This is a genomic window from Haloarcula ordinaria, assembly GCF_029338275.1.
Taxonomy (GTDB): domain Archaea; phylum Halobacteriota; class Halobacteria; order Halobacteriales; family Haloarculaceae; genus Haloarcula; species Haloarcula ordinaria.
The window spans coordinates 2,050,237-2,065,710 of sequence record NZ_CP119789.1 but is presented as its reverse complement, the minus strand read 5'-3'; the positions used below and the strand labels follow the sequence as shown (position 1 = coordinate 2,065,710).

The 15,474-nt window shown below is 66.2% G+C and carries 18 protein-coding genes; 9 read left to right on the top strand and 9 right to left on the bottom strand.

The annotated features are described in order from the left end of the window. Window positions 1-106 precede the first annotated feature (106 nt). Window positions 107-1,273 carry a helix-turn-helix transcriptional regulator gene (locus P1L41_RS11030; protein ID WP_276295783.1) on the bottom strand — a complete coding sequence of 389 codons (1,167 nt, stop codon included), beginning with the start codon at window positions 1,271-1,273 and terminating at the stop codon, window positions 107-109. 192 nt (window positions 1,274-1,465) lie between these two features. Between P1L41_RS11030 and P1L41_RS11025 the strand changes: the two genes are divergently transcribed. From P1L41_RS11025 to P1L41_RS11000, 6 genes are all read left to right on the top strand, one after another. Then, window positions 1,466-2,596 carry a branched-chain amino acid ABC transporter permease gene (locus P1L41_RS11025; RefSeq protein WP_276295782.1) on the top strand — a complete coding sequence of 377 codons (1,131 nt, stop codon included), beginning with the start codon at window positions 1,466-1,468 and terminating at the stop codon, window positions 2,594-2,596. After that, complete coding sequence (locus P1L41_RS11020) at window positions 2,593-3,876, top strand: branched-chain amino acid ABC transporter permease (RefSeq protein ID WP_276295781.1); 1,284 nt, start codon at window positions 2,593-2,595, stop codon at window positions 3,874-3,876. Before P1L41_RS11025 ends, P1L41_RS11020 begins: the two co-directional genes overlap by 4 nt. Beyond that, entirely contained in the window at window positions 3,869-4,702 is an 834-nt protein-coding gene (locus tag P1L41_RS11015; RefSeq protein ID WP_276295780.1) for an ABC transporter ATP-binding protein, read from the top strand. Before P1L41_RS11020 ends, P1L41_RS11015 begins: the two co-directional genes overlap by 8 nt. Beyond that, window positions 4,699-5,454: an ABC transporter ATP-binding protein gene (locus tag P1L41_RS11010; protein WP_276295779.1), complete on the top strand. Its 756-nt coding sequence runs from the start codon at window positions 4,699-4,701 to the stop codon at window positions 5,452-5,454. The genes P1L41_RS11015 and P1L41_RS11010 overlap by 4 nt, the downstream gene beginning before the upstream one ends. 96 nt (window positions 5,455-5,550) lie before the next feature. After that, window positions 5,551-5,814: a hypothetical protein gene (locus tag P1L41_RS11005; RefSeq protein WP_276295778.1), complete on the top strand. Its 264-nt coding sequence runs from the start codon at window positions 5,551-5,553 to the stop codon at window positions 5,812-5,814. A gap of 99 nt (window positions 5,815-5,913) precedes the next feature. Further along, window positions 5,914-7,245 (top strand): nickel pincer cofactor-dependent isomerase, group 22, encoded by a 1,332-nt coding sequence (locus tag P1L41_RS11000; RefSeq protein ID WP_276295777.1) that lies wholly within the window; start codon window positions 5,914-5,916, stop codon window positions 7,243-7,245. 61 nt (window positions 7,246-7,306) lie between these two features. Here P1L41_RS11000 and P1L41_RS10995 read toward each other — a convergent pair whose 3' ends face one another. The 4 genes from P1L41_RS10995 to P1L41_RS10980 all read right to left on the bottom strand — a co-directional run bounded on the left by P1L41_RS10995 (window position 7,307) and on the right by P1L41_RS10980 (window position 10,774). After that, window positions 7,307-8,608: an ABC transporter substrate-binding protein gene (locus P1L41_RS10995; RefSeq protein ID WP_276295776.1), complete on the bottom strand. Its 1,302-nt coding sequence runs from the start codon at window positions 8,606-8,608 to the stop codon at window positions 7,307-7,309. A gap of 112 nt (window positions 8,609-8,720) precedes the next feature. Next, entirely contained in the window at window positions 8,721-9,464 is a 744-nt protein-coding gene (gene thyX, locus P1L41_RS10990) for an FAD-dependent thymidylate synthase (RefSeq protein ID WP_276295775.1), read from the bottom strand. A gap of 55 nt (window positions 9,465-9,519) precedes the next feature. Then, a complete protein-coding gene (locus P1L41_RS10985; RefSeq protein ID WP_276295774.1) occupies window positions 9,520-10,179 on the bottom strand; it encodes an RAD55 family ATPase in 660 nt (219 codons plus the stop codon). Window positions 10,180-10,192: 13 nt separating this feature from the next. After that, entirely contained in the window at window positions 10,193-10,774 is a 582-nt protein-coding gene (locus P1L41_RS10980; RefSeq protein ID WP_276295773.1) for a response regulator transcription factor, read from the bottom strand. Between the two features lie 145 nt (window positions 10,775-10,919). Between P1L41_RS10980 and P1L41_RS10975 the strand changes: the two genes are divergently transcribed. From P1L41_RS10975 to P1L41_RS10965, 3 genes are all read left to right on the top strand, one after another. After that, complete coding sequence (locus P1L41_RS10975; protein ID WP_276295772.1) at window positions 10,920-11,495, top strand: MBL fold metallo-hydrolase; 576 nt, start codon at window positions 10,920-10,922, stop codon at window positions 11,493-11,495. 89 nt (window positions 11,496-11,584) lie between these two features. Beyond that, window positions 11,585-11,809 (top strand): hypothetical protein, encoded by a 225-nt coding sequence (locus P1L41_RS10970; protein WP_276295771.1) that lies wholly within the window; start codon window positions 11,585-11,587, stop codon window positions 11,807-11,809. A gap of 120 nt (window positions 11,810-11,929) precedes the next feature. Beyond that, the gene (locus tag P1L41_RS10965) at window positions 11,930-12,094 is read left to right on the top strand and encodes a DUF1059 domain-containing protein (protein WP_276295770.1); all 165 of its coding nucleotides are present in this window, start codon (window positions 11,930-11,932) and stop codon (window positions 12,092-12,094) included. A 37-nt stretch (window positions 12,095-12,131) separates the two neighbouring features. Here P1L41_RS10965 and P1L41_RS10960 read toward each other — a convergent pair whose 3' ends face one another. From P1L41_RS10960 to P1L41_RS10945, 4 genes are all read right to left on the bottom strand, one after another. Next, the gene (locus tag P1L41_RS10960) at window positions 12,132-12,935 is read right to left on the bottom strand and encodes an ATPase (protein ID WP_276295769.1); all 804 of its coding nucleotides are present in this window, start codon (window positions 12,933-12,935) and stop codon (window positions 12,132-12,134) included. Further along, window positions 12,932-13,201: a DUF5827 family protein gene (locus tag P1L41_RS10955; RefSeq protein ID WP_276295768.1), complete on the bottom strand. Its 270-nt coding sequence runs from the start codon at window positions 13,199-13,201 to the stop codon at window positions 12,932-12,934. The genes P1L41_RS10960 and P1L41_RS10955 overlap by 4 nt, the downstream gene beginning before the upstream one ends. A gap of 88 nt (window positions 13,202-13,289) precedes the next feature. After that, window positions 13,290-13,901 carry a superoxide dismutase gene (sod, locus tag P1L41_RS10950; protein ID WP_276295767.1) on the bottom strand — a complete coding sequence of 204 codons (612 nt, stop codon included), beginning with the start codon at window positions 13,899-13,901 and terminating at the stop codon, window positions 13,290-13,292. 121 nt (window positions 13,902-14,022) lie between these two features. Further along, entirely contained in the window at window positions 14,023-15,450 is a 1,428-nt protein-coding gene (locus tag P1L41_RS10945; protein WP_276295766.1) for a cryptochrome/photolyase family protein, read from the bottom strand. Window positions 15,451-15,474: the final 24 nt, after the last annotated feature.

Below are 15,474 nucleotides of genomic sequence, written 5' to 3'. Positions count from 1 at the left end.
AACGTAGCGAGGAGTTACGTATAATCATTGCGCTTCACGGCCGCCCTGGGGAGGTTTCCCACTCCTCGAGAGCGTCACGCCGGGTCGTGAATGCGGTTCCAGGGACCTATTCGTCGTCGAACGGCGACTTCGTCGCGTCCGGTTCGTGCCCGGAGAGGCTGATGATGTTCTCTCGGCCGACCCGGAGCTTGCTGATGTCACCCTCGTCCTCCATGTCCGAGAGGAGCATGCTCACCTTCGACTTCGACCAGTCGGTGGTGTCGACGATGTCGACCTGCTTCATCCGACCGCCGTTGTCCTCCAGGAGTTTCACCACCCGGTCGCTGTCGGTCAGCAGTTCGTCCTCTGTGACGTCCGGCTCCGGGGCCGGAGCGGACGAGTCGCCGTCCGGCTCGGCCTCGACGGCTTCCGACCCGCCAGTGTCGTCCTCGCCGCCGAGGACGATCGTCCCCATCCCAGAGCGCCAGGCAACGGCGCCGCCGAGGCCCACCAGCAGGACGATGCCAGCGACGAGGAACATCCACGACGGGGTGCCACTGGTCGGGGGGGCGGGTGTCCCGTCCGTAGTCGGAGACTCGTCACCGGGCGTGGCGGTCCCGTTCGACCCGTCCACGACGGTTGTTCGCGGGCCCAGCTCGACGAAGGGGCGCCGGTCGTTGAAAGACCGTTCGCCGTTCCAGGTGACGCTCGCGCTCTCGGCCAGCGAGTCGGGTTGGCTCACGGAGTCAGGACCCGGCTGGACCTCGGCGAAGGCGAGCGACGGGCCGCGCTCGAACACCAGCGACTGGCTCGGGCCGATGTAGAACCCGCCGGTGAAGACGTCGTTGACGACGACGGCGTCACCGGAGCGGACGGCGAAGTTCGTCCAGCGGAACGACATCCGGACTGTCCCACTGCTCTGAATCGGGTCGACACCCGCCGACCGCTGGAAGCCCTCCGCCGCCATCTCGCGACCGGTGGCGTTCGTGCCGAGACTGGTCAGGACGTCGGCCTGCGAGACGAAGTTGGCGTACAGCTGCGTCTCGTTTCGTTCGAACTCCGCCGCGAAGTCCTCGAACTGCTGTCGCTCTGACTCGTTGTTCAGCGGCGTCCGGTGTTCGATGGCCCACCGGGCCGACCCGTTCTCGTACACCGTGACGCGGAACGTCGTCCGGTCGAATCCGTCGGGTGTCTGCACCGCGGCGTTCTGTTGTGCGCCGCCGACGGCTGGTATCGAACCAACGGTGGCGACGACGAGGAGAACGACGGCGCTCGCAGCGACCAGACGCGACATCTACACTGATTGACCCGAGGACCGCATAAAAGCACTGTGCATGGATACGAATCCGCTGCGGTGTGGGCCCTCCATCTCGGGGTTTCGAGACGGGACACGCCAGCGGGCACGGCGTGGCGGTCCGGGCGAACTCGACCGGCTGGGCGGCATCAGAGACTTATTTACGCTGGAGGGTACAATCCCAGCCAATAGATGAGTTTCGCAGACACAGTGGCTGAGGGGCGGCGACTGTTCGTCGAGCGGCCCGGGACCGCGATACTCGGCGCCGTCGTCGGCTTCCTCATGCTTGATCTCGTCGTAAAACTCTCCGGGACGACGGTGTTCTTTCTGGGAGTCAAACTGCTCGGTGGCGCGATGACTGTCTCCTCGCTCGTCTCCATGGTGCTCGACGGCATCCTGGTCGGACTTGCGGTGGGGCTTGCCGGCATCGGTCTCTCCATGACGTACAGCATCCTCGACTTCGCGAACTTCGCCCACGGCGACACCGTGACGGCGGGCGCGTTCATCGGCTGGGTCGCCGCCTACGTCGTCGGTGGCCTCGGGACGGGCGCATCGTTCGCCGACCTGTTTCTCTTCAACGCGGGGCTGCAACTCAGCGCGCTGACCGCGATCGGACCGGTCGTCGTGGGCCTGGTCGCCGCCGGAGTCGGAACCGTCGCCGTGGTGCTGCTCCTCGACCGACTGACCTACCGGCCGATGCGTAGCGCGGGGAACATCTCGTTGCTCATCGCCTCTATCGGGGTCGCGCTCGCGATGCGATACATCATCGCGTTCGTCTTCGGAACGCAGACCAGCGGCGTCGCGAGCAGCGGCGTCCAGTTCGTCCTGTTGGACCTGGCGGGACAGCGTCCCGTGACGGTGACCGACAACGAACTCGCCCTGCTCCTCGTCGCCGTCGCGCTGATGCTCGGCGTCCACATCCTCCTCCAGCGGACGAAACTCGGGAAGGCGATGCGCGCGATGGCCGACAACGAGGACCTGGCGCTGGTCAGCGGCATCCCGACCGAGCGGGTCATCCGACTGACCTGGATTCTGGGTGGCGGCCTCGCCGGTATCGGGGGCTACCTGCTCGTCCTGGAGAGCGGGACCATCTCCTTCAACTTCGGCTGGATTCTCCTCCTCCTCATCTTCGCGGCGGTCATCGTCGGTGGCATCGGCTCTATCTACGGGGCGATGGCCGGGGGCGTCCTCATCGGCCTCGTCGACAGCCTGGCGCTCATCTGGCTCCCGTCGGGCCTGACGCGGGCGGCGGCGTTCCTCGTGCTCATCGTGGTCCTGTTGCTCCGTCCGTCCGGTATCTTCGGGGGGGTGACGACCGCATGAGTGCGACGGCCACCATCCGGGACCGGCTGGACGGACTCCCCGACGCCGTCCTCGTCGCAGGGTACATCGTCGCCATCTGGGTCCTCATGGTCCTCCTCGCGCGTGCGGTCGGCGGGAGCCAGTGGACGAACCTCGCGGCCGGCTTCGTCGGCAGCGTCACCGTCCTCATCGGCGCGTACGCGATTCTCACGCTGGCGCTGAACCTCCAGTGGGGGTACACCGGGCTGTTCAACATCGGCGTCGCCGGGTTCATGGCCGTCGGCGCGTACACGATGGCGATTCTGACGGCCCCTGCCAACCCGGGTGCCGGTGGCGTCCCCGGCTTCGACCTGCCGCTCGTGGTCGGCATCGTCGGCGGGATGGTCGTCGCCGCCATCGTCGGGGCGCTGGCAGCGCTGCCGGCGCTCAGACTGAAAGCCGACTACCTGGCTATCGTGACCGTCGCGCTCTCGGAGATAATCCGTCTGTTCGTCAACTGGGACGGCGTGGCCGAGGTCACGCTGTTCGGGGCGACGTTCGGGACGGGCGGCGCGACCGGTATCTCGTTCAAGTCACCGGGCGACGTCCTGTCCGGCCTGGTCACGGGCCTCGGCTCGCCACTCGTCTCGGCCGCGGCTGCCTTCGGCGTGTCGAGTCCGAACGTTGTCAATATCGCGTACGGACTCGCACTGCTGGCCGTGATGGTCGGGTCTTACTGGGTGCTCACGCGCCTCTCGAACTCGCCGTTCGGCCGCGTACTGAAGGCCATCCGAGAGGACGAGACGGTCACGCAGTCACTCGGAAAGGACACGCGCCTGTTCAAGATCAAGGCGTTCATGATCGGCTGTGCGCTGATGGGGCTAGCGGGCATCCTCTTCCGTGGCGGGGCGGGCTACATCAGCCCCCAGCAGTTCCGCCCGGGCATCACGTTCTACGTGTTCGCGGCGCTCATCCTCGGCGGCTCGGGGTCGAACACTGGTAGCATCCTCGGCGCGGCGACGTTCTCGGCGCTACTCTTTTACCTGCCGGCAAGGCTCGGGGAGAACATCCCGCTCGGCGGTGACGGGGCGCCCGGGAACATCGTCGACGCCGCCGCCGCCCTGGGGTCGCTCGACCCGGCCCCGTTCGTCGCCTACACGGTCGCGAACATCAGCACGCTTCGGTTCGTGCTCATCGGCGTCGTCCTCATCTACATCATCCAGAACCAGCCCAAGGGGCTGCTCGGCCATCGGAACGAACCGGCCGCGAGCGTCGATATAACGGACCGCAGACCGGCAAGCGGGGGTGAGAGCGATGAGTGAGAGCGAGCACGTGACCGCCACGGACCGCGAGTTCGCCATCCGGAGCGACGCCATCGACGACCCCCTGCTCGAGGTCGACGGGCTCCGGAAGGAGTTCGGCGGCGTCACCGCCGTCGACGGCGCGACGTTCGCCGTCGAGACAGGGGCGTTGACCGGCCTCATCGGTCCGAACGGCGCGGGGAAGTCGACGACGTTCAACTGTATCACCGGCATCCACACGCCCACCGGCGGTGAGGTCCGGTTCGACGGCGCGGACGTCACCGGGCACCCGCCGTACGCCCTCGCGAAGACCGGCCTGGTCAGGACGTTCCAGATCGCCCGCGAGCTCTCGGAGATGACGGTGCTCGAGAACGTGATGCTCGCGCCGCCGGACCAGGTCGGCGAGTCGGCGCTCAGAGCCGTCACGCCGGGCCTGCGGTCGGGGGTCAAAGAGAACGAGCGAGCCGTCGTCGAACGGGCCTGGGAGACACTGGAGTTCTTCGAGATCGACCACCTGGCCCACGAGAACGCCGGGACGCTCTCTGGCGGCCAGCGGAAACTCCTCGAGATGGCTCGCGTCCTGATGACCGACCCGGAGATGGTGTTGCTCGACGAGCCGCTCGCCGGCGTCAACCCGACGCTCGAGGAGAAGCTGCTCGAACGGGTCCACGAACTACGGGAAGACGGGCTGACCTTCCTGCTGGTCGAACACGACATGGACGTCATCATGAACCACTGTGAGCACATCATCGTGATGCACCAGGGGGCGGTGCTCGCCGAGGGCGACGCGACGGCGATTCAGTCGAACGAACAGGTGCTCGAGGCGTACCTCGGAGGTGAGGTATGAGCCAGCAGGCCGCCCGGTCCGAAGACGTGACACTCCCGGACCCAGACGAGATCCTCCTGGCGGTCCGCGACTTAGACGCCGGCTACGGCGACCTGCAGGTGCTCTCAGACGTCGACATGGACGTCGGCGACGGCGAGTACGTCGTCATCGTCGGCCCGAACGGCGCGGGGAAGTCGACGGTGATGAAGTCCGTCTTCGGCCTGACGACGTACATGGGCGGCCAGGTGGTCTTCGACGGGACCGAGATCAGCAGGCGCTCGCCGGACCAGATCATCCACGAGGGAATCGGTTACGTGCCACAGAACGAGAACGTCTTCGGGAGTCTCAGCGTCCGCGAGAACCTGGAGATGGGCGCGTACATCTTAGACGAGGTGCCCGAGGACCAGATCGAGCGCATCTACGACCGCTTCCCGATTCTCAGGGAACGCTCGACGCAGAAGGCGGGGACACTCTCGGGCGGTCAGCAGCAGATGCTGGCGATGGGGCGGGCGTTGATGCTTGACCCGGACCTGCTCTTGCTCGACGAGCCCTCGGCGGGCCTCGCACCGGATCTGGTCACGGAGATGTTCGACCGCATCGACAAGATCAACGACGACGGGACGGCGGTGCTGATGGTCGAACAGAACGCGAAAGAGGCCCTGCGGCGCTGTGACCGCGGCTACGTCCTCGTCCAGGGGCAGAACAGATACCAGGACGCCGGCGAGACGCTGCTGAACGACCAGCAGGTCCGCCAGGACTTCCTGGGCGGCTGAGTCGGCAGGACACGGGGACATCTGGCCGCCCCGTGACTTCGACGCGAGCTGGAACCACCGTGAGACACTTGTAACTCGACGGAGACTATCGAGTGCATGCCCTCTTCGAAACCGTTCGTCGACCCGGCGACGGGTGCACTGGACCGGCAACAGCTGTTGCTCGAAGCCGTACCGCTGGCCAAACTCGTCGGCCTGTTCGTGGCCATCAGTCTGGTGCCGTTCGCCCTCGCCGTCCTCGCGTTCGGTAGCTCACCGCTTGCGGCGATCCTGACCACGCTCGGGCAGTTCGTCCTCGCGGTCGGTGCTGGCATCGTCATCATCTACGCCGTCGCTCGCGGGGAGACGCTGGCGAGCGACTGACCGTCGTCAGTCGGCCAGTCGGCCCACAGAGATCGGCGGTTCGAGGTTACCCCCGACCAAGCCCCCACGTTTATTCTCCCCCCGCGACCCGCCTAGTGTATGGACATCACGTCACTTTCGGTCCCGGAGTCGGTCGTCCTCGAGGCGACGGGTGAGCAACCGCTCCCGGAGATGGGCGTCGTCGAGCAGGTCTGGGAGACAGATCCCATCGAGCCGGCCGACATCGAGGACCTGACCCGCCGGGCCGTGGAGTCGCTGGACTGGTCGGAGATTCCCGACGGCGGCGAGGTCGCCATCGGCGCGGGGAGTCGGGGCATCGCCAACCTCGCAGCCATCGTCGGGGGCGTCGTGAGCGCCGTCGACGAACTGGGTTACGAGCCGTTCGTCTTCCCGGCGATGGGGAGTCACGGTGGCGCGACGGCGGAGGGGCAACGGGAGAAACTCGCGGCGCTCGGCGTCACCGAGTCGGCAATCGGCTGTGAGATACGCTCCAGCATGGACGTGGTCGAGGTCGGTCGCACGGCCGAACGGGACGTCCCCGTCGTGGCGGATGCGAACGCCGTCGCCGCCGACGCGATCCTCCCGGTCAACCGCGTGAAGCCCCATACGGACTTCGACGGAGCGGTCGAGAGCGGCCTCTCGAAGATGCTCGTCATCGGGATGGGCAAGCAGCGGGGCGCGAAGATCGCCCACGAGTGGGCCGTCGACTGGAGCTTCCGGAACATGATTCCGGAGATAACCGAGCAGTTACTCGATGCGCTCCCGGTCGTCGGCGGCGTGGCTATCGTCGAGGACCAGCACGACGACACCGCCATCGTCGAGGGCATCCCCCCATCGGGCTTCCTCAGCCGCGAAGCGGAACTGCTCGAGACGGCCTACGACATCATGCCGACGATACCGTTCGACGAGTTAGACGTCGTCGTCGTCGACCGGGTCGGGAAAGACGTCAGCGGGCAGGGGATGGACACGAACGTCATCGGTCGGCGGCCGTTCGCCATCAACGAACCCGCGCCCGACCGGCCGGACATCAAGCGTCTCTTCGCGCGCGGACTGACGGAGACGACGCACGGCAACGCGATGGGCATCGGGTCGGCCGACTTCGTCCACCAGGACCTCCTGACCGACCTCGACGCCGAGAAGACGCTCATCAACGCCATCACCGCGAGCACGGTCCGCGGGGTCCGCCTCCCGCCGGTCGTCGAGTCCGACCGCGCCGGGCTCACGGCGTCCCTCTCGACCGGTGGCGTGATTCCGGAAGCCGACGCTCGCGTCCTCAGGGTGACCGACACGATGCGGCTCGACCGGATGTACGCTTCGCCGGCCTTGCTCGACGCCGCCCGGACCCGCGACGACCTGCGCGTCGTTCGGGAGGCAGAGCCCATCGCCTTCGAGGACGGTCAGTTCGCGGCCCCGACACCACACCAGGGCTGACGGCTTCCGGACCGACCGGTAGCGATGCTCGAAAAATCGGAATGTGCGTGCTCACCAGTCCTCAGATCGACATCGCGGTGTTTATCTGCGAGGTGTAGGAGGGCTGCTGTGACTCGAAGCTGACCTGCTGGGAGACGCTACCGCCGGCGTCCTCGAAGGCGTTGACGAACGATTGCTGGAGCGCCTGCCCGTAACTGTTGTTGAGATACAGCGTCGAGGCCGTCGTGCCCTCCAGGTTCTCGGTGGCGACCTGTGCCAGCACCCGGCCCTGGAGCGCGTCGCTCGGCGGGGTCCGGAAGACGAAGTCGTCGTCTTCGAGGTCGGTGATGTCCGGCGACGTCGCCGAGGGCGAGCAGCCCACGACCTGGTTGTCGACGAGAACGTTCCGGGCGACCTGGATGGTCGTCTCGGACCCCGCGGGCCCAGTGATAGAGGGGAAGCCGGCGCTCACAAGCGAGTTCGCGGCGTCGATACCCGCCTGGGCCTGGGACTGGGTATCACCGACCTGCGTCTCGACGGTCTGGTCGATGGCGTCGCGCAGCTGGATGGCCGGGAGCAGCGCAGCGTCACGGATGGCCACGCCGAGCGGACCGAGGTCGCCGGTCTCGGGCTGGAGGACGCCGAGTCGGACCGTCCGGTCCGCGCCGCTCCCGCTGCCGGCCGGCTCGGGCTCCGGAATCTCGCCGGACCCGCCGAAGTCGACCGTCTCTCGCGTCTCGACGCCGTCCCCGGTGAAGCCAAACACCTGGTACCGGGCGGACGTGATGTCGCCGGCGTCGTCGAAGTTGACGTTGCTCGACGCCCCCTCGTACTGGATGTTCTCGCCCGCCGCCGCAGCCTCGGCCGCCTCTGGCAGCTCCGAGGGTGTGTAGGTCGTGCCGCCCGGATTCGCGACGACGCGCATGTGGTCGCGGATGGACGTCCCGTCGTTCTCGCCGGCCATCAGGTTCGCGAGAATCTGGACCGCGGAGGCGTCGTACGCCTGCGAGGTGAACACGCCGGCCTGGTCGTAGTCGAACTCTTCCAGGAAGAGGCTCTCGAAGGTTTCCCGCCCGGGCCCGGACGACGTCGGGGCTGTCCCGCGGACGTTCGACATGTCGTTGCCGACGTCACCGGGCAGGTCGCCCGACTGGAGGCCGTCGGTCACGAGGATGTTGGCGTCGTCGTCGCCATAGTCTGCGTAGAAGTCCTTGAACAGCTGGACCCCACTCTGTGGGTAGCCGACGACCATCAGCACGTCCGGTGTTTCCCCGCCGCCGCCAGTGCCGCCCGTCGAACACCCGGCGAGTCCACCCAGTAGTCCGACAGTGCCGACTGCGCCGGTGCGTTTCAGGAATGCTCGTCGATTGTAGTCTCGACTCATGTGTGTCCTGATTTCTCCCCGCTAGTAGAAATATGTTGCCCGTACTGCGACGATTTGAGCCCGTGTTCGGTCGGTAGAGGGGCTGATTCGGGTTTTCGATGTCGGAAGACTGTCAGGGTGCGAGCCGGTTCTTCCGGTTTTTCATGTGCTCGTTGTAGTGTTCGAAGGTTATCGGGCACCACTCCTCGGCCAGGTCGAGCAGGTCCTCGGTCAGGCCGCGAATCTCCCACTGGGCGTCGGCGGCCGCGCGCATGTCGGCGACGTGCATCAGCATCCGAGCGTTCATCGACATGACCATGTTGACCTCCATGCCGATGGGGAGGACGAACCGGGCGTCCTCGGGCGGCATCCCCAGATCGAGCAGGTCCTGGTACGACTGGACGGCCTGTGCGACTGTGTCTTTGAACAACTGTTCGCGCTCCGCGACCGTCTCGTCGTCGACCTGGCCGGACTGCTGGTTGCGGCCCACCCAGTCCGGGTCCGTCGCCGAGGGCGGGACGACGACCATCTCTCCCTCGCGGACGTCCGCCGGGTCGACGTCGTCGAAGGAGACGTACCGCATCGACTGCACGTCGAAAGAGACGTGCCGGTGGCGGGTAATCTGTGCCATACACGACCGGGAGACACCCTTGACCGCGAAGGTGACCTGGGCGTGCTCGAAGGGCCCGTAGTGCCCGTGGTTCAGCAGGTGTCCGATGAGCGTCCGCTTCTTTTCCTCGATGGTCTCGCCCTCCACCGTCGCCATCGTCTCCTCGAAGGACTGTTCGCCGACGAACCCGGCGCTGTAGTCGTTACGGGCCGCCTTGCAGATGAGTTCCTCGGGGTCGTCGGTCGACTCCAGCAGCGTGACTTCCATATCGGGTGGGTGAACCCGAGGGTCAAAATACTTCCTCCCCCGTCGGAACCGCGAGTCAGAGCTGTTTCCAGGCCGTCGGTTCGCTGGCGAGGCCCAGGACGCGGGCCTCGCGCCCCCCGGCCTCCGCCTCGCGGACCTCGATGAGGCCGTCGAACGCCTGTTTGATGACCTGGAGCGTCTGGGTGTCGTGCGCGCCGGAGTCGATGGTGAAGACACCGACGTAGTCGGCCGTATCCAGCCGTGAGGAGAGGACGTGACAGAACTTGAACACGGTCTTCTTGTCGGTGTAGGTCAGCATCGTCGACAGGGACACCAGCGCCAGTCGTCCGCTGGTCCGGCCGGACGTGTGGAGCCCCTCGAGCGCTTTCGTGATGCCGATACCGATGCCGGTCAGGTCCCCCGGCGACGACACCTTGTGGACGAACGTCCCGTCGGGCGCGTCGGCCTCTGTGCCGCCCTCGCCCCGGCAGTCGACGATGCCGAGCTGCGAGTCGGCCAGGTCTGGGACCCCGGTTTGGAACTCCTCTGCGATAGCCGGTGCGCTGTCGTTGGTACTGACGACCACGGCCCCTTCGCCATCGCGAGCACCGTCCATCAGGATGTCGTACGCCAGCCGTTGCTTCCCACTCATCGCCGGGCCGGAGAGGAGGATACTCGACCCGGGACGAACGTCGCGCAGTTCCTCGAAATCGAGGACAGACGATAGATTATACATGTCTGGGCCTTCGTTACTCCTCGTCAGTGCTCAATCCGCGGAGCGTCGCGATGAAATCGGAGTCGTCCTCGATACCACCGAGGGTCTCCGAGAGTCCGTCGCGCATCTCCGTGATGTCCTCGGTCAACTCTTCGTACTCGGGGCTCTCGGCCAGTTCGGCGGTGGATTTCGTGGCCTCGAGCGTCGCCTGCTTCTCGACGAGGGCGTAGTACTCCTGCAGGAGTGTGTCGTACTCAGAGCGCTCCAGCAGATTCGAGACGGTGTCGTGCAGTTGCTTGCTCCGGATCGGCTTCGAGAGGTAGGCATCGAACCCCATCTCCAGGATGTCGAAGTCGGGTTCCACTGCCGTCACCATCGCGACCCGACAGTTGAGTGCTCGCTGGCCGATGCGTTCGAGCACCTCGTCGCCCGAGAGGCCGGGCATCATCCGGTCGAGGAGGACGACATCGACGGACTCGTCGAGCATCTCCAGGCCCTCGTCGCCGTTCTGGGCCATCCGAACCTCGTACTCGTCTTGGAGCCAGAGTTTGTAGGTCTCCGCGACGTCTGGCTCGTCTTCCACGATGAGAACGACAGGGGGGTCCAAATCTGACATCACTGAATCTACTGGGCGGGTACCGTATCCACGTACATAGCCCTGTGGGTGTAGTTATCAGCGGTGTAAATCGAACCTGGAGAAGACGCCCTGACACCGCAGCGAGAACGATACCGACATTGACCTCCCCACCGAACGTCCGGGCATGATTCGGAACCTCGCGCGCGGCGTCCAGTCGTTCACCAGCAACGCCTTTCTCGTCACCGGCGAGCGAACGGCGCTGGTCGACGTCGGTAACGAGTTCGACGTCGTAGAGGCCGTCCGTGAACACACAGCGGACCTGGACGCCGTGGTCCTGACACACACGCACTACGACCACGTCGGCAACCTCGCGGACGTCGTGGCGGCCTTCGACGTCGAGGTGTGGGGCCAGGACCCGGCCCAGGACGGCGTCGACCACGGTATCGAAGACGGCGACCACGTCACACTGGGCGACCACGATTACCTGGCAGTCCATACGCCGGGCCACAAGGAAGACCATCTCTGCTTCTACTCGGCGGCCGCCGATGTCCTGTTCGCCGGCGACCTCGTGTTCGCGAACGGGAGTTTCGGCCGGACCGACCTCGAGGAAGGCGACCGCGACACGCTCGTCGACAGCATCGCGCGACTGCTCGACGTGATTGACGAGGAGTTGGCCGAGATGCACACCGGCCACGGCCCGAGCGTCACCGACACGCCGTATCGCGACGTCGAGCTCTCCTGGCAGGCCGCTAAATTCTGAAGCCGCCGGGACCTCACAACCGAAGGTCCAGTTCCGGTTACAGGTGGGGGAACGCTGAAGTACTCACTTCGCAAACCCGTGGTAAGCCGATGTTAAACTGTCCGCACGACGGGTGTTCCTGGCAGGCGATTGCCCCGTCGACCGACGCCGCACAACAGCAGTTAGCGAAACACGCCGTCGAGGAACACGCCATACCGGCAGACGCAGACATCCCGGACGGGAAATTCGAGGTCAAGCTGGAGGAGGACGGCGAGTGGATGACGGTGACCGCCAAAGAGGCGAAACAGCTCCACGACGAAGTGCACGACAGTTGATATCTTTGTGCGTATTGCCGTCAGATAAGCCGGTGTTTCAGCAGGAAAGGCGTTGATAGCGTTAATAGCATCGTTGTAACAATGCTACTGTCTCGCATCCGTCTGGGTGGAGGTCCACCAATGGCGAAACAACTCAGCTGTCGAGACGCCGGGAACGACTGCGACTTCGAGATTCGGTCCGAGGACGAAGACCAACTCATCTCGTTCGTCAAACAACACTCGATGGAGACGCACGACACGGAGCTGTCGGACAGCGACGTCCGTGGCCTGTGGGAGACGGTCTGACGGGAGTCGCGCTCACCGCGAATTTTTTGTCTGTGACTCAGTCGAACGCCGTCGCCAGCAGCGCGTCGTAGGCGTGGTCGTACGCATCGGCGACGGCGGCCGGGTCGCGCTGCTCCTCACCCGTGAGCGCCGGCAGCCGAACGGCCCCGGTCCGCTCGATGAGGTCCACGACGTTCCCGACCCGCTCTTCCAGCTGGCCCTCCTCCGGGCTCCCGGTCGCGATTTCACACGCTTTGGCGTACCGACTTCCGTCGTAGAACCGCGCCCGACCGGGTTCGACGACGGCGACCGCGTCCGGTTCGAGCCCGGACAGCGGGCGGGCGATGTCGCCGTACGACTCGACGACAGCGCGCTGCTCGGTCGCGATATCTTCGGCGATAGCCTCGAGCGCCGGGACGTGCATCGCACTCATGAGGTCGTTGAAGTCGGGCACCGAGGTGACACGCGGTGCGGCCGCCAGTGGCAGGCGCTCCTCGACCGACTCGGGGAGGTCGATAGACCCGTTGACGACGAACTCCTCGCCGACCCGGTCGACGACGAACTGCTCGTGCTCGCGGCCCAGCAGTCCGGTCCCCGCACCGGCCGAGGGGTGCCACAGCCGATGGATGGGGTTGACGTCCTCGGGCGTGACCTCGTCGGGCGTCGCGGCCGCGAGTCGCTTGGCGTCCTTCCCGTAGAGTCGCCCCTCACTCGTCGCTCGCTCGTAGTCGTCGTGGTCGAACCAGTAGTTGTTCCCGGCCCGGGGCTTGTAGCCGCGCGCCCCCGTCCGTTCCAACAGCCCCACGGTGAACGTCGTCTTGCCGGCGTCGACCCGGTCGGCGCCGGCGACGAGGAGGTTCATTCGTCTGCGAGGCCGTAGAGGCCGACCACGTCCTCGTCGTTCGGTTCCGCGAACACCAGGTCGTCCTGGTTGTAGATCATCCAGGGGATGGCCCAGTCGATGAACACCGACTCGTTGAAGTCGCTCAGTTCGGCGTCGACGGGGAGACCCTGGAGCAACCGGGCCAGCTCCGGAATCGTGTACAGCAGGTCCGGGTCCAGGATGTCCGCGGGTTCGTGCAGCTCGAACGACAGCAGCTCGTCGAATTCGTCCTTCGTCGCAGGCATACCCGCGGGTATGCCGAGCGGGTGGGTAAATCCCTCGGAGTACGCGTCGCTACCGAGCAGCGACTAAAGAAATGCTGGTTGGAGCCCCTTACTCGAAGTGCTGGACCGACTTCTCGAACTGTGCTGCGGCGTGGTCCCAGTCGACGACCTCGAAGAAGGCGTCGATGAAGCTGCCGCGGTCCGGTCCGTAGTCGTAGTAGTAGGAGTGCTCCCAGACGTCGAGCGCCAGGACGGGATGTGCGCCCCAGAGCGCGCCCTGGTCGTGCTTGTCGACCTTGACGTTGCGCAGTTGCTTGGCGACAGGGTCGTAGACCAGGAGCGCCCAGCCACCGGCGGCGCCCGCGGCGGCCTCGAACTCGGCCTTCCAGCCCTCGTAGGAGCCGAAGTCCGCCTCGATGCGGTCGCGGAGGGCACCTTCGGGTTCGCCACCGCCGTTCGGGTCCATGTTGTCCCAGAACAGCGTGTGGAGATAGTGGCCACACCCGTTGTGTGTGACGTTCCCGAGGGCACCGGCGGTCGAGGAGTGGTCTCCCGACTCGCGGTTCTCGGCGAGGGTCTTCTCGGCCGCGTCGAGGCCGTTTACGTACCCCTGGTGGTGGGTATCGTGGTGCCAGGTGAGCACCTGTTCGGAGATGTGGGGTTCCAGTGCGTCGTAGTCATACGGTAGTGGTGGTAGTTCCGGGTCAGAGTGTTCGGACATATCAAATCGCCTCCAATACCCCTGTGGACCGGAGACCTGTTAAACGTTTAGGAGGCGGTGGGTTTCGTGCCCGCGTTCGTGGTGGTTCTAGCATGTCACTACCTGACAGCATCGACCGGACCTACCCGTCCCCGCGGGCCCGCTCGAACATCTCGATGGCCTGTTCGCGCCGGTCGCTGTGGTCGACGATGGGGGCCGGATAGTCGGGGGCCGCGTTGCGCCGCTGGGTGAGCGACGCCTCGTGCCAGCCGTGGATTATCTCCGCCCCCGCGTCCCGCAGTTCCGGGACGTACCGCTTGATGTACTCGGCGTCCGGGTCGTATCGCTCGCCCTGCGTCATCGGGTTGAAGATGCGGAAGTAGGGTTGGGCGTCGGTCCCCGTCGAGGCGGCCCACTGCCAGCCGCCGTTGTCGTTGGCGGTGTCGTGGTCGACCAGCTTCTCGCGGAACCAGTCGTACCCCTCGCGCCAGTCGATGAGGAGGTCCTTCGTCAGGAAGGAGGCGACGATCATCCGCACGCGGTTGTGCATGAACGCCTCGGCCCGCAGCTGGCGCATCCCCGCGTCGACGATGGGGTAGCCCGTCTCGCCGTCCTTCCAGGCCTGCAGGGCCTCTGGGTCGTGGTTCCACTCGATAGGGCGCTCGTAGGACTTGTAGTTCGCCGTGACGACGTTGGGGTTCGCGGCCAGCACCTGGGTGTAGAACTCCCGCCAGGCCAGCTGGGAGAGGAACTCCCCGACGGAGTCGTCCCGGTCGCTGCCCGGCTCGACGACGTCGCGGGCAGCGACGGTCCGCTCGTAGACCTCTCTGATGCCGATGGTCCCGAACTTGAGGTGCGCCGAGAGCCGCGACGTGCAGTCGTCGGCCGGGTAGTCCCGCCGGTCGTCGTAGCGGTAGACGGCTTCATCGAGAAAGTCCGCGAGCAGGTCCCGCGCCGCGTCTGTCCCCGCCGCCGGTACGTCCGCCTCCGGCGTGTCGAACCCGAGATCCGTGAGCGTCGGGCGGTCGGTACCGGCCATGTCCCCGAGTTCCCTCGCATCGACGGCCGCGAGCGCCTCGTCACTCGGTTGGTCGTACGGCGGGGCTTTCTCCCGGTCCTGCCACTTCCGGCCGAAGTAGGTGAAGACACTGTAGGGGTCGCCGTCGTTCGTCGTTATCTCGCCCGGTTCGTGCAGGACGGCGTTCTGGACGGCCTCGCGGGTCACGTCGGCGTCGTCGAGCGCACGCCGGACCGCCGCGTCGCGCTCACGGGCGAGACCGGAGTAGTCCCGGCCCCAGGTGACGTGGTCGGCACCGAGTTCGCGGGCCAGGTCCGGGAGGACCGAACGGGGGTCGCCGTGGACGACGAGGAGCTGACTGCCGGCGTCACGGTACTGCTCGGCGAGACTGTCGAGCGCGTCGAGCATGAACGCGACGCGAGGCGGACCAGCGTGGGTGAGGACGTCGCGGTCGAAGACGAAGACCGGGACGACCGGGTCGTCCGGCGTCGCCCGTGCGAGCGCGGCGTTGTCGGCCACCCGCAGGTCCCGACGGTGCCAGTGAATGCGCATACACGGTCCTGGTGTGGCTCCCTA

What these genes read in the sequence shown, in the direction of transcription:
- thyX (WP_276295775.1), bottom strand. Translation starts at nt 9,464, where the DNA reads ATGGAAGTCACGCTGCTGGAGTCGACCGACGACCCCGAGGAACTCATC.
- P1L41_RS10965 (WP_276295770.1), top strand. Translation starts at nt 11,930, where the DNA reads ATGGCGAAACAACTCAGCTGTCGAGACGCCGGGAACGACTGCGACTTC.
- P1L41_RS11000 (WP_276295777.1), top strand. Translation starts at nt 5,914, where the DNA reads ATGGACATCACGTCACTTTCGGTCCCGGAGTCGGTCGTCCTCGAGGCG.
- P1L41_RS11020 (WP_276295781.1), top strand. Translation starts at nt 2,593, where the DNA reads ATGAGTGCGACGGCCACCATCCGGGACCGGCTGGACGGACTCCCCGAC.
- P1L41_RS10955 (WP_276295768.1), bottom strand. Translation starts at nt 13,201, where the DNA reads ATGCCTGCGACGAAGGACGAATTCGACGAGCTGCTGTCGTTCGAGCTG.
- P1L41_RS11005 (WP_276295778.1), top strand. Translation starts at nt 5,551, where the DNA reads ATGCCCTCTTCGAAACCGTTCGTCGACCCGGCGACGGGTGCACTGGAC.
- P1L41_RS10975 (WP_276295772.1), top strand. Translation starts at nt 10,920, where the DNA reads ATGATTCGGAACCTCGCGCGCGGCGTCCAGTCGTTCACCAGCAACGCC.
- P1L41_RS10970 (WP_276295771.1), top strand. Translation starts at nt 11,585, where the DNA reads ATGTTAAACTGTCCGCACGACGGGTGTTCCTGGCAGGCGATTGCCCCG.
- P1L41_RS10980 (WP_276295773.1), bottom strand. Translation starts at nt 10,774, where the DNA reads ATGTCAGATTTGGACCCCCCTGTCGTTCTCATCGTGGAAGACGAGCCA.
- P1L41_RS10945 (WP_276295766.1), bottom strand. Translation starts at nt 15,450, where the DNA reads ATGCGCATTCACTGGCACCGTCGGGACCTGCGGGTGGCCGACAACGCC.
- sod (WP_276295767.1), bottom strand. Translation starts at nt 13,901, where the DNA reads ATGTCCGAACACTCTGACCCGGAACTACCACCACTACCGTATGACTAC.
- P1L41_RS11025 (WP_276295782.1), top strand. Translation starts at nt 1,466, where the DNA reads ATGAGTTTCGCAGACACAGTGGCTGAGGGGCGGCGACTGTTCGTCGAG.
- P1L41_RS11015 (WP_276295780.1), top strand. Translation starts at nt 3,869, where the DNA reads ATGAGTGAGAGCGAGCACGTGACCGCCACGGACCGCGAGTTCGCCATC.
- P1L41_RS10985 (WP_276295774.1), bottom strand. Translation starts at nt 10,179, where the DNA reads ATGTATAATCTATCGTCTGTCCTCGATTTCGAGGAACTGCGCGACGTT.
- P1L41_RS10960 (WP_276295769.1), bottom strand. Translation starts at nt 12,935, where the DNA reads ATGAACCTCCTCGTCGCCGGCGCCGACCGGGTCGACGCCGGCAAGACG.
- P1L41_RS10995 (WP_276295776.1), bottom strand. Translation starts at nt 8,608, where the DNA reads ATGAGTCGAGACTACAATCGACGAGCATTCCTGAAACGCACCGGCGCA.
- P1L41_RS11010 (WP_276295779.1), top strand. Translation starts at nt 4,699, where the DNA reads ATGAGCCAGCAGGCCGCCCGGTCCGAAGACGTGACACTCCCGGACCCA.
- P1L41_RS11030 (WP_276295783.1), bottom strand. Translation starts at nt 1,273, where the DNA reads ATGTCGCGTCTGGTCGCTGCGAGCGCCGTCGTTCTCCTCGTCGTCGCC.